We start from the raw sequence: 11,975 nt of genomic DNA on the forward strand, positions 1-11,975 counted from the left end.
GAAGACGAAAAAGCGGCGGACCGGATGTAAAATCGGGCAAAATAACCGATTGCCCCCTATCCGGCAAGGAAAGTGTTGCGCCCGGCGCCCGGCAAAGTCGGGATCAGCGGCGTTTTTCCAGATCCTTGGAGAGCAGGTCCACCTGCTCGCGCACCGCGGTATTCTGCGCCATTTTCTGGGTAATGGTCCTGATGGCGTGCAGGACCGTGGAGTGGTCGCGCCGGTAGAGGGCGCCGATCTCGGCAAGCGAATGGCCGGTAAACTTGCGGGTCAGGTAAATAGCCACCTGCCTGGGAAACACAATACTGCGTTTACGGGAACGGGAGCACAGATCCTCCCGGCCCACCCTGAAGCGGGAGCTGATGTGCTGGCAGATGGCCTCGGCCGTCAACTGGGCCGGCATGCACGCGAAACCGTCCAGAACCTCCCGGATCATGGCCAGATCCGGCGGGCTGCCGCGCAGCCGGCACCGTGCCCTCACATTCATGACAGCGCTTTCCATGCGGCGGATATCGCCGGTGAGCTGCTCGGCCATGTACTCGACCAGCTCGCCGGCCACCGCCATGTTCTGGGCGGCCAGCTTGTGCTGGATGATGCGCACCCGGGTTTCAAAGGCAGGCGCCTGAATGCTCGCCAACAGGCCCGAAGTCATGCGGCTTTTGAAATCGGTGTCCAGGCCGCTGATCCTGTCCGGCGGCAGGGAGGAGGTCAGGATGACCCGGCGGCCGCTCTTCAGAAGGCTGTCCAGCACCACGTTCAGCTCTTCCTGGGTTTTGTTCTTGCCGGTCAGGGTGTGCACGTCTTCCAGCAGGAGCATGTCGCAGTCGTCCAGATAGCGTTCGGCGAAGCGATCCATGGTCCTGGTCCGCAGCCCCTGCACCATCTCGGCGCTGAACTGCTGGGCCGTGAGATAGCGCAGACGGGTCGCGGGCGCGCTGCGCAGCACCTGATGCACCACGGCCTGAGTGAGGTGACTCTTGCCCAGTCCGGTTTCACTGCTCATGAACAGACAGCGGCCAAAGGTGTAATCGTTCAGGGCCAGGGCCTTGCAGGCCGACTGGGCCAGGATGTTGGATTCGCCGACCATGAACTGGTCGAAGGTAAAGGCCGGATGCAGGGAGCGGAGCCTGGCCTCGTGCCGGGGCAGGCCCGGCAGTCGCAGTTGCCGCTCGTCTGGGGCGGCAGGCGCGCCACTGCCCGCCACCCGCAGGGCAACCCGGCCCTGCCCGCCTGCGGCCAGATGTTTCTGCCGGATCAGTTCCAGATAGCGCTGTTCCACCCAGGCACAGAAAAAACGGTCCGGGCCGGCCAGCACCATGGCGTCGTTCTCATCCCCCTGGCAGACCAGGGGTTTAATCCAGAGCTCATACTCGCTGGCAGGCAGGGTCGAAGCCAGAGAGTTTCGGACAGCATCCCAAAGCATGCAAAAAACCACGAGATAATGATTGGACAGGAATACGGCAAAAAAAACAATGCCTCCTGCCGGTCTCCGATCGGGGCCCGGCTGCAAGCATGGGCCAGGATATAGCAGAGAGCGGAGCAGCAGGCAAAAACGACTGCCGGCTGTTTGCAGCACAAAAACAAATGCCGGCAAGCGGCTCTCCTATCATCCTGCAAAGACGTCAATATTTTGCCGCCACCCTTTCAGTTTCCCGATTTTCCGTTCATCCGCAGCCAGACCTGAGAAGAAACGTGAGAACGAGCGGATATCACGGCCAGCCGCAATTTTCCACAGTCCGGCTCAGGCAAAACGAGGTCTGCAGAACGCGATATTGCTCCACAAATCTCAAAAAACCTGCATTTTTTACATTGGCGAAGCCGGGCTGCAGCTATCCCACCGTGTCTGCATGCTTTTCCAGACAGCGGCCGGCAAAAAAATTCCGGCAACAGCGCCGGCGCACAAGCCGCCGCTCATGCCGGCCGGCCGCGAAACCAGGCCGTGAAATCGGCCTCGCTCACCCCGGAGCAGGCCAAAAGGTTCCGGTTGTACCAGGGGTCGCCCCTGTTCAGAAGTTTTTTCCAGCGCGCCTGCAGCAGCAGACGGTCCGCTTCCGCAGCGCTCAGCAGAGCTTCAGAAACGGCCACCGGCCCGCATTCCGCCACGGCCCAGGGCGTGTACACATGCCGCAAACCACGGTTGTGCAGGCGGAAGCAGAGGTCAAGCTGGGCAAAGGCCAGGGTCCGGAAGGCCGGATCATAGCCGCCGCCTGCCAAAAAGAGCCCGCGCCTCACCAGAAAGAGCTGCTCGGCCACGGCCCAGGCATACTGGGCGCAGTGAAAGCGGTTGTGCTGCACCGACACGTCCCGGAGAAAGCTGGCATAGTAGAGGGGCGAGGCATTGCCCAGATCCGGCAGCGAGCCCCGATGCCGGTGCGGGCCGGCCGGCTGTTCCAGCCAACCGGCGCTCAGGCCCAGGGCCATGTCCTGGCCGTACTCCAGCAGTGCGGTCAGGCATTCCGGCCGCAGGCGCCGCACTTCGGCGCCGACAAAGAGCAGATACCGGCCCTCCGCCCGCGCTGCCGCCCTGTTGCGCCACTCCACAGGGCTGTTGCCTCCAGCCGGCTCCAGCCACTCCAGATCCGGCCAGGAGTCCTGCAGGGCGGCCCGGCAGGCCTCCGGCAGGGCCTCATCCCCACAGACGCTCACCCTGCAGCACTCCGGCAGACGCCGCCGCGTCCTGTAGAAGAAGTGCAGCTCGGTGGCTTCGGCCCGGGCATCCAGATGTTCCCGCATCAGCGACGCTGCCAGGGCCCGGCGGCCGGCCTCGCCGGCATAGGCCTTCTGTTCGTGGTGGATGCTGGTGGAGCCGGCGTGGGCCCGCCAGTGATAGAGCACCCGGGGGATATGCCGGATTTTTTCGCTCCGCTCCGCGACCCTGAGCGCCAGGTCATAGTCCTGGGCGCCGTCACAGTCCGGATCCAGGCCGCCCAGCTCCTGAAAAAGCCGCCGCCGCAGCACAAAGAAGTGCATGAGGTGATTGTGCGTGCGCAAAAGCTCCCGGTTGAGCGCGCACTTGAAGAGCGTATCCAGGGGCCTGCTCTCCAGATTGATCAGGCGCTCGTCGCTGTAGAGCGCATCCGGCTCTTCCGCGTCGATCATGCGCGCCACCTGATACAGGGCATCGGGCGCCAGCTCGTCGTCATGATCCAGAAAGGCCAGCCACTCGCCCTCCGCCAGTTCGGCCGCCCGGTTGGTGGCTGCGGCAATGCCGCTGTTTTCCGGCATGGCCGCCACCCGGATGCGCGGATCCAGCCGGGCATACCCGGCCAGCAGCGGCGCTATATGGGCCTCGGTGCTGCCGTCGTCCACCAGACAGAGCTGCCAGTAGGGCCAGGGCTGCATCAGCACCGAATTTACGCAGCGCCAGAGCTGGTTTTCGCTGGTATTGTACACCGGGGTCAGAATACTGATGCAGGGCCGCTGCCTCCGGGCCAGCGCCGCCACCTCGGGGCAGGGATAGCGGCCCTCGTGCAGCCCCTGCCGCAGATAGTGCAATAGCGGATCGCCCGTCTGCCCGGCCGCCTGCATCTGCCTCCGGTAAAATTCTGGATCGAAGCAGGCATTGGGCCGGAAGCCGGCCCGCCGGCCCTCGTCCGCGTAGTGGAGCAGGGCGGCCAGCCGGGTGGCATCGGGTGTGAGGTACTGTTGCCGGTAAAAATCCGGGTCAAAGAGCGCGTTGGGCCGGCTCCCCTCCTCCGCCCCGTGGGCAAGGTAGTGCAGGAGCAGCAGCGTGGGCCAGGCCAGAGCCGCGCTGGGATTGGCTTTCCGGTAATAGTCCTGGTCAAAGAGGGGAAAGGGCTGCAGGGCCGGATCCCCTGCCCCTTCCAGATAGCGGGCCAGGGGCGTGATCCGGGAACCCGGCTCCGCTCCGGTTTGACGCAGCAACAGTCCGGTGTCGAAGAGCGGATGCGGCTCGCAGCCTGCGCGGCCGCCCTGGCGGATATAGTGCCAAAGCGGATTCTGCGGCTTTGCCGCGAGATAGCGCTTCCGGTACCAGTCGCCCAGAAAGAGCGGGTGCGGGTCGCGGCCCTCGCGCCAGCCGCGCAGCAGATAGTGCAGCAGCGGCAGGCAGCGCCACCAGCCCAGTTCCGGCGTGTTCCGGCGGTAAAAGCCGGGGTCGAAAAGACGGTAATCGGCGCCCAGAAGCAGGCGCGGCAACAGGTGCTTCAGCATGGCTGCACCGGAAAAAGGTCAGGCCCCCCGCCGGCGGGCGGCCTCGGGTCGTGAAATGGCATTGCGGGCATGGCTTGCACTTTCTGATGGTCCTCCTGCTGGCCACTCGGCTCGGTCGGCGTCCGCAGGCAGCGGGTGTCGATGCCTGGCGTTGCGGCGAAAACTGCCGCGGCTTCAGAAAAAGCGGATTCTGCAGGCAGGCAGCGCTTCGGCCAGACGCACGCTGTCCAGGCAGGAGAGCAGGTCCTCAGGTGCAGAGTCTGCGGCCAGAACCCGGCTGCATCCGGCCAGACTCAGGCCGTAGAGCCGCTCCAGCCCGGCCACGATGGCGGCATCCGGCATGCTCAGCGCCGCGGCGTGCACCAGCGACTGAAAGAGCCTGTTGTCCCGCTCCGGTTCCGGGGCCCCGGCAAAGGCCTCCAGCCCGGTCACGTCCATTACATAGGGCAGGCAGCGCATCAGGCTGCGTTCAAACCACATGAGCCCGGATGGGGGGGCGGCGAGCCACAGGGCGTCGAACCAGCCGTCAGCCTCTGGCGACACCTCGAAAAAGGCGGAGCCATGGGCTGCGGCATACGACTGAATCAGCCCCTGCCGGAGCAGCGCGCGGGCAAAGGCGAGGGGCCTGGAGTCCGGCCCCTTTTCGGGCAGCGCCAGCAGCAGCCTGAGGCCGGAACTTTTGGGGGCGACATAGCCGGCTGCAAAGGGACTGGGCCAGTGGCGCGTGTTCAAAAGCGTCCTGGGCTGCATGGACCGGTCGTAATCCACCTTGGACAGGGTCAGGTTCGGGTTGTAGGCCGGATCATGGTACCAGGCATTGGGCCAGCGTTTTTTCAGCAGCGACATCTCGTTCCAGAAACGGGCCTTTTTCTCCGGCGTACTGTCCGCGCCGCGGGAACGGGATTCGTGATGAAAGAGCATGGCTCTGGGCGTCCACAGGTTGCGCAGGCCCCGGGCGCGCAGTTTCAGGCAGAAATCGATGTCGTTGTAGCCCACCGGCAACGCGGCTTCGTCCAGCCCGCCCACCGCCTCGTAGACGGCCTTGCGCACCGCAAGACAGGCCCCGGTGACAGCGGAATAGCCGCGCAGCAGGAGCGCCAGATTGCAGTAGCCCTGCGCATCTTCCGGGAAATCCGCATAGGCGTGGGCCGCGCAGCCGGACATGCCCAGCAGCACGCCCGCATGCTGCAGGTGGCGGTTTGAGTACAGCAGCTTGGCGCCGACCGCGCCCACCTGCGGCAGGAGCGCCAGACTGGTCAGTTCGTGCAGCCAGTCGGGAGCGATGACCTCGGTGTCGTTGTTGAGGAGCACCACCACCTCCCCTCTGGCCGCGGCCACGGCCCGGTTGTTCAGGCGGGAATAGTTGAAGGCCCCCTTGTCGACAAGCAGCCGGACCCGGCCCTGCCGCTCCAGCTCGGAAAAGTACGCCACAGCCGCCGGATCGTCCGAGCCGTTGTCCACCAGCACAATCTCAAAGGCCGGGTAGCCGGTCTTTTCATAAATGCTGTCCACGCAGCCGCGCACCAGCTCCGCGCCGTTTCTCGTGGGAATCAGGATGGAAACCAGGGGCGCTTCGGCCATGGGCTGAAACAGCAACTGCTGCACCGAACCCATGGCCGGGTCGGTGCTCGCCCTGGCCGGAACGCCCATCCGGGCCAGATGCCCGCTCACCGCCTTCTGCGCCGCAAGGCGGGCATAGGGCTTTTCGGCAACGCTCGCGGCCGTGCTGCCCGCGCTCATGCGCCAGTGGTACAGGACCCGCGGGACATGCACGATCTGCGCCGCGCTCAGGTGCTCCACCGCCCGGGCTGCCAGATCATAGTCCTGCGAACCCTCATAGCCCGTGCGGAAGCCGCCGATGGCCGTCAGAAGCGCCCGGTGGTACACGCCCAGATGGGTTATCAGGTTGTGGCCGCAGAAGAGCCAGGGATCCCAGTCGCACTTGAAATACGGCTTGGTGCGCAGGCCCTGGCTGTCGATCTTGTCCTCGTCGGAGTAGACTATGCCCGCATCCGGCTGCCGGTTCAGCGCGGCCACCACCCAGAAGAGGGCGTCCTCGCTCAGCTCGTCGTCATGATCCAGAAGGGCCACGAATTCGCCGCCGGCCAGGGCCAGCGCCGAATTGGAGGCCCTGGAGATATGGCCGTTTTCCGGCCGGAACAGCACCCTGATCCGGCTGTCTTCCTGCTGGTAGCGGCGCAGGATGCCGGCGATTTCCGGCCTGGTCGAGGCGTCGTCGGCTATGCAGAGTTCCCAGTGCGGATAGAGCTGGGCCTGCACCGATCCGATGGCGGCCTCGAGAAAGGCCGGCTCCGGGTTGTAAACCGGCATGACCACGGAAATCAGCGGCTTGAGGGCAAAGTCTCCGATATGCCGCCGCATGAGCGCCCGGTCTTCTTCCTGCAGGCCGAAAAAGAGGTCGCTCCAGGCCACATAGCGGTTGCCCCGCCGGCCCTTTTCCCTGGGATCAAAGGGTGCCATGCCCGCCTGCTGCCCCAGCCGCAGGAAGTGCAGCAGCGGCGGCATGCCCGACCGGGCCGCGTCCGGGCACTGACGCAGGTACCAGGCGCTGTCGAAATAGGGGCCTGCCTCCCGGCCCTGGGCGGCGCCAATGCGCAGGTAGTGCACGAGCGGATTCATGGCCAGAGCCGCCACGTCGGCATAGCGCCACAGATACCAGTCCGTACTGAACCAGGGGCCGGGATCACGGCGTTCCTGCACCCCGAAAATCCAGTAGTGCAGGACCGGATCCAGCCCGTTTCTGGCGATTTCCGGGTACTGGCGCAGGTACCAGGCCTTGTCGAAATAGGGATTGGGATTGACCTCCGGATCATCCACATGCTGCAGGTAGTGGGCCAGGGGCAGCAGGCCGCCGGCCACGGCCTCCGGCCAGGTGCCCGCGTACCAGGCGGAATCGAAGAGCGGGCCGGGATCGCAGTGCTCCTCTGCCCCGTACTCCAGGTAGTGCTGAAAGGGATGCAGCCCCATCCGGGCGGCCTGCGGATAGGCCTGGGCATACCACGTGCTGTCAAAGTGGGCGCTGGGCTGGGGGCCGTGGGCCAGAAAATGGGCCAGCGGCTCCAAATCGTTTGCCCGCTGATGGGTACGCCGGTACCAGGCCGGGTCGAAGTAGGGGTTGGGCCAGCAGCCGGCGGCTGCGCCCTCGTGCATGTAGTGCCAAAGCGGGTGCTGGTCTTCCGGCAGTTCCGGATGCTGCTCCAGATACCAGCCGGTGAAAAAATAGGGATTGGGCTGGTAACGCGCCTCCCGCCCGTGCAGCAGATAGTGGAGCAGCGGGTTCATGCCGCTCCGCCGCACTTCAGGGTAGCTGGCCAGATACCAGGAGCTGAAAAAATACGGATTCGGGTTGCGGCCTTCCCGGATGCCCCTGCTGCAGTAGTGCCAGAGCGGGTCCAGGCCCGAGGCCGCCAGTTCCGGATCCGCCTGCAGATAGAAGTGCCGATCAAAAAGCGGGGTGTGGGCCAGGGCCGCTTTGAGCCGGCGGTAGGCCGTCCGCTGCCGGAAGGAGCAGCGGCCTGCCATGCGGGCCAGGAGCGACTGCCCGCCCCTGCCCGGCCGGGCGGAGTCCGGAGGCTCCTGCCAGGAGACCGCGCCCATGCGCTGGGAATACAGTGGGGGCTGCTGCATGCAAAGACCTCATGATCGGAAGAAGAGCGCATTGCAGCGCTGAAAAAGCCAATGGCCATGCCACAAAAAAAACCGGCGCGCGCGGCCCGGGCAGCGGCCGGGGATGCCCGGAGGGAGCGCCGGTGGAACAGCTAGGCCCCTTGCCGTGGGCCCCCCGGCAGAAAGGCCTGCCGGCAGACTGCAGCGCCCCGGCTGGTCAAGGGCCAGATCCAGCGTCACGTACCGGTAGCCCAGGCTGCGCAGGCGGGTCACGACCACTGTCCGCAGCTCGGCCTCCAGCAGGCGGGGCAGGTCCTCCGGCGGCACTTCGATGCGGGCCAGCTCGCCGTGGCTTCTGAGGCGCAGTTGCAGAAAGCCCAGGCTGCGCAGCAGGCCTTCGCCGGCATCGATGCGGCGGAGCGCCGCTTCGGTGACGGTCGCGCCGTGGGGCAGCCGGGTGAGCAGGCATGAGCCGGATGGCCGGTTCCAGACTGCCAGACCCTGGGCCCGCGCGAGCCGGCGAATCTCCGCCTTGACGAGCCCTGCCGCCAGCAGCGGACTCTGCACCCCCAGTTCCTGCACCGCCCGAAAGCCGGGGCGAAGCTCCAGGAGGTCGTCCGCATTGCTGCCCTCCAGCAGCGTCGCAAGCCCCTCCGCCCTGGCGATGGACAGCAGCTCGCCGAACAGCGCCCGCTTGCAGAGATAACAGCGCTCCGGCGGATTGGCCAGGATGGCATCCGGAATGGGGCGCTCCAGCAGGAGATGGCGGGTGCCGAGCGCTGCGGCAAGGCTTTTGGCTGCGGCCACATCGTCCGCCGGCGTGTAGGGCGTGACCAGGGTCACGGCCAAAAGCCGGTCGCCCAGGGCCTCACGGGCCGCGGCGAGCAGGAGCGCGCTGTCCACGCCGCCGGAAAAGGCCAGCACCGCGCCTTGCAGGCCACGCAGCCAGGACAGCAGATCTGCGTAGCGCCCTGCGGTCTCCGGGGAGGGCCTCATGGCCCATAGTGCCGCATGACCCGCGCCATCACGGCCGCCAGCGGCAGATCGTGCCGCGCCGCCAGGGCCCGGCAATCCTCGAATTCCGGCTTGGCGTGCAGGACCTGCCCCGCAAGCAGCGCCTCCTTGACGGCAACCGGGCCGAACTCCGTTGGCACCGTCACCATGCGCCGCTCCAGCTCCGTCTTCTCCAGCGGGAAACTCTTGAGCCCGAAGCTCGTGGTATGCCGCAGGACCAGCGCCCGGAAGCGGGCCTCGTCCCGGGCCGCGCACAGCAGCGAAAGCTGCACCGCAGGCCGGTTCTTCTTCATCACAATCGGGGTCAGGTGCACATCCATGGCGCCCGCATCCAGGAACAGGTCCACCAGGGCGCCCACCTGCTCGGGGCTCATGTCGTCCAGATTGCACTGCAGAAGCCGGGCCGCCACGGTCTCTGCCCCGGCCTGGCCGCCTGCGGACACTCCGGCCTCCCCATCCACCTCGGCCAGATGCACCCGCAGCACGTTGGGCAGCACGCCGCCCTGGCGCTGCCCGATGCCGTAGCCGGTTTTCCGCACCGTCATGGCAGGCCGGCTGGTAAAGCGCGCCACAGTGGCAGCCAGAATGGCCGCACCGGTGGGCGTGGTGGCCTCGAAATCCGTGCCGCCGCGCCGGGTCGGCATGCCGGCCAGAATGGCCTCGGTAGCCGGGGCCGGCACCGGCAGCAGGCCGTGGGCGCAGCGCACCGTGCCGCCGCCCAGCTCGGGGGCCGCCGCCCAGACCTCGTCCACGGCCAGACGCTCCAGACAGAGGGCCGCCCCCACGGCGTCCACGATGGAGTCAAGCGCGCCCAGCTCATGAAAGTGCACAGTGGCCACCGTCTGCCCGTGCACCCTGGCCTCGGCCTCGGCCACTTTCCGGAAAATCGTGAGCGCCGTTTTTTTGACGGAAGCCGCCAGTTCGGCCCTCCCGACAATCTCCTGAACGGCCGCAAAAGTCCGGCCCTGACCTTGCCCCTGCTCCTGGCTTCCTATCAGGCGCACATGCACGCTGAGACCGTGCATGCCGCCCTGGGCCGCCTCGCTCAGCTCCAGCGCGAATTCGCCGTCCAGCCCCAGGCGGGACAGGCCGTTCGCAAGATACTCCGGCTCCACGCCCAGATGGAGCAGGGCCGCCAGATTCATGTCGCCGCTGATGCCGGCAAAGCAGTCATAGTAGAGAATGCGCATAGTCGCTCCGTGCTCGCAGGGCAGAAGAACAGCACCTGAGGATAATGACGGAAAGCCCGACATTCTGCAAGCGCTCCCAGGCCAAAAAGCGTCTTTTCCGTCCCGATTGCCCCGAATAATGGCCGAAGGCCCGGCCCTTCAGCCACAATCTCCTTGCGGGACCAGGCCGCCGGCGGTATGGGGGAACGCAATTTTTCCTCTTCCGCTTAAAGAATAGAGCATGAGTCCTTTTGAACTGCTGCAATCCGTCATCCTGGGTCTGGTGGAAGGCCTGACCGAATTTCTGCCCATCTCCAGCACCGGCCACCTGATCATCGCCGGCAGGCTGCTCCACTTTGACAGTGAGCAGGCAGCCACCTTTGACATCGTCATCCAACTGGGCGCCATTCTGGCCGTGTGCTGGCACTACCGGCAGCGGCTGGGTCTGGTGCTGGTCACGCTGGGCAGCCGCTCCGACAGCCGCCGCTTTGTCCTGCATCTGATGCTGGCCATGCTGCCGGCTGCAATCATAGGCCTGTTGCTGCACCGCTTCATCAAGCTCTATCTGTTCAATCCCCTCACCGTGTCGCTGGCCCTCATCCTGGGCGGCTGTATCATGCTTTTCATCGAACGCGGAGAACGGCCGGTCCGCATCGGCACCGTGGAGCAGCTGGACTGGCAGGACGCCCTGAAGCTTGGCTGCGCCCAGGCCGTGGCCCTGCTCCCGGGCGTGTCCCGCTCCGGGGCCACCATCATGGGCGGCCTGCTCTTTGGCCTCTCCCGGCAGGCGGCCACGGAATTTTCCTTCTTTCTGGCCATCCCGACCATGTTCGCGGCCACCGGCTTTGACCTGTTGCAGTCCTGGCACGCGCTTTCACAGGAGGCACTGCTCTTTATCGCCGTGGGCTTTATGGTGTCCTTTGTCAGCGCTTTGGTGGCGATACGCACTCTCCTGTGGTATGTAGGCCATCACAACTTTCGCGCCTTTGCCTGGTACCGCATTCTTTTCGGGATGCTCGTTTTGCTCTTTTTCACCTATATCGCCTGACATGACCGAACTTATCAGTGAGATCGCCATAGCCATCCTGGAGCGCAGCACCTATTTCGGCGCCTTTTTCCTGATGATGCTGGAAAGCATGGTCGCGCCGGTGCCGAGCGAAGCGGTCATGCCTTTCGTCGGCTTTCTGGTGGCCGACGGCAAATGGCATCTCGGGCCGGCCCTCCTGGCCACCACCCTGGGCTCCTTCACGGGCTCGCTCGCCTCCTACCTCATGGGTTATTACGGCGGCAAGCCGCTGGTGCTGAAGGTGGGCCGCTATCTGCTCCTGAACCCCCGCGATCTGGAACGCACCGAACGTTTCTTCAGCCGCAGACGCGGGCTGGTCACGGTGTTTCTTGCCCGCTTCGTCCCGGTCGTGCGCCATCTCATCTCCATTCCGGCCGGCATGGGCAGGATGCCGGCGCTGCCCTTCCTGCTGGTCTCCACCCTGGGCGCGGCCCTGTGGAACGGCTTTCTGCTGTACTGCGGCATGGCGCTCAGAAGCCACTGGCAGACCGTGCAGCACTATGCGCACAAAATCGATCTGGTGGTGGTCATCATCTGCATCCTGCTGCTGCTGTGCTTCATTGTCCACCGTCTGAAAAGCCGGCAGAGCGCCTGAAAAGTGCCGGCAAAGGAGAGATTTCCGTGCAGACCGTCCCGTTTCGGAGTACCTTTCTGCAACATTGACGCCCATGGTGAAAAAAACCTTTGAAAACGCCCTGAACCGACTGGAACAGATCACGGCCGAGCTCGAGGCCGGGGATCTGAGTCTGGAGAAAAGCCTCGCCAAATTCAGCGAAGGCGTCGAACTGGCCAGATTCTGCAGCGAGGCGCTTCAGGAGGCGCGGGGCCGGGTCGAGCTGCTGCACAGCGCTGACGGTACGCTGAGGGCCGAGCCCTTTGCCGAAAACAGCGCGGACGACGAGGAGCAGCCCATCTGAGGGGCCGAT

Annotated in this window: 8 protein-coding genes; 3 read left to right on the forward strand and 5 right to left on the reverse strand. The window is 65.5% G+C overall.

Annotated features, from left to right (window positions below):
• Positions 1-103: 103 nt before the first annotated feature.
• The 5 genes from dnaA to larC all read right to left on the reverse strand — a co-directional run bounded on the left by dnaA (position 104) and on the right by larC (position 10,004).
• Positions 104-1,423 carry a chromosomal replication initiator protein DnaA gene (gene dnaA / locus CAY53_RS00005; RefSeq protein WP_146106329.1) on the reverse strand — a complete coding sequence of 440 codons (1,320 nt, stop codon included), beginning with the start codon at positions 1,421-1,423 and terminating at the stop codon, positions 104-106.
• A gap of 488 nt (positions 1,424-1,911) precedes the next feature.
• Positions 1,912-4,173: a glycosyltransferase family 2 protein gene (locus CAY53_RS00010; protein ID WP_104935389.1), complete on the reverse strand. Its 2,262-nt coding sequence runs from the start codon at positions 4,171-4,173 to the stop codon at positions 1,912-1,914.
• A 174-nt stretch (positions 4,174-4,347) separates the two neighbouring features.
• Positions 4,348-7,821: a glycosyltransferase family 2 protein gene (locus CAY53_RS00015; protein WP_104935390.1), complete on the reverse strand. Its 3,474-nt coding sequence runs from the start codon at positions 7,819-7,821 to the stop codon at positions 4,348-4,350.
• Between the two features lie 9 nt (positions 7,822-7,830).
• The gene (larE, locus tag CAY53_RS00020; RefSeq protein WP_104935391.1) at positions 7,831-8,796 is read right to left on the reverse strand and encodes an ATP-dependent sacrificial sulfur transferase LarE; all 966 of its coding nucleotides are present in this window, start codon (positions 8,794-8,796) and stop codon (positions 7,831-7,833) included.
• Positions 8,793-10,004 (reverse strand): nickel pincer cofactor biosynthesis protein LarC, encoded by a 1,212-nt coding sequence (gene larC, locus CAY53_RS00025; RefSeq protein WP_104935392.1) that lies wholly within the window; start codon positions 10,002-10,004, stop codon positions 8,793-8,795. The genes larE and larC overlap by 4 nt, the downstream gene beginning before the upstream one ends.
• A gap of 220 nt (positions 10,005-10,224) precedes the next feature.
• Between larC and CAY53_RS00030 the strand changes: the two genes are divergently transcribed.
• The 3 genes from CAY53_RS00030 (at position 10,225) to CAY53_RS00040 (ending at position 11,966) form a co-directional block, all read left to right on the forward strand.
• The gene (locus tag CAY53_RS00030) at positions 10,225-11,031 is read left to right on the forward strand and encodes an undecaprenyl-diphosphate phosphatase (RefSeq protein ID WP_104935393.1); all 807 of its coding nucleotides are present in this window, start codon (positions 10,225-10,227) and stop codon (positions 11,029-11,031) included.
• A gap of 1 nt (position 11,032) precedes the next feature.
• Positions 11,033-11,644, forward strand: coding sequence for a DedA family protein (locus tag CAY53_RS00035; RefSeq protein WP_104935394.1), 612 nt, complete (start codon positions 11,033-11,035; stop codon positions 11,642-11,644).
• A gap of 73 nt (positions 11,645-11,717) precedes the next feature.
• The gene (locus tag CAY53_RS00040) at positions 11,718-11,966 is read left to right on the forward strand and encodes an exodeoxyribonuclease VII small subunit (RefSeq protein ID WP_104935395.1); all 249 of its coding nucleotides are present in this window, start codon (positions 11,718-11,720) and stop codon (positions 11,964-11,966) included.
• The last annotated feature ends 9 nt before the right edge of the window (positions 11,967-11,975 follow it).

The sequence above is a fragment of the Desulfobulbus oralis genome, assembly GCF_002952055.1.
GTDB lineage: Bacteria > Desulfobacterota > Desulfobulbia > Desulfobulbales > Desulfobulbaceae > Desulfobulbus > Desulfobulbus oralis.

Excerpts from the sequence above, each read along its gene's own strand:
- CAY53_RS00040 (WP_104935395.1), top strand. The coding sequence starts at position 11,718 with ATGGTGAAAAAAACCTTTGAAAACGCCCTGAACCGACTGGAACAGATC.
- dnaA (WP_146106329.1), bottom strand. The coding sequence starts at position 1,423 with ATGCTTTGGGATGCTGTCCGAAACTCTCTGGCTTCGACCCTGCCTGCC.
- CAY53_RS00035 (WP_104935394.1), top strand. The coding sequence starts at position 11,033 with ATGACCGAACTTATCAGTGAGATCGCCATAGCCATCCTGGAGCGCAGC.
- larE (WP_104935391.1), bottom strand. The coding sequence starts at position 8,796 with ATGAGGCCCTCCCCGGAGACCGCAGGGCGCTACGCAGATCTGCTGTCC.
- CAY53_RS00015 (WP_104935390.1), bottom strand. The coding sequence starts at position 7,821 with ATGCAGCAGCCCCCACTGTATTCCCAGCGCATGGGCGCGGTCTCCTGG.
- CAY53_RS00010 (WP_104935389.1), bottom strand. The coding sequence starts at position 4,173 with ATGCTGAAGCACCTGTTGCCGCGCCTGCTTCTGGGCGCCGATTACCGT.
- CAY53_RS00030 (WP_104935393.1), top strand. The coding sequence starts at position 10,225 with ATGAGTCCTTTTGAACTGCTGCAATCCGTCATCCTGGGTCTGGTGGAA.
- larC (WP_104935392.1), bottom strand. The coding sequence starts at position 10,004 with ATGCGCATTCTCTACTATGACTGCTTTGCCGGCATCAGCGGCGACATG.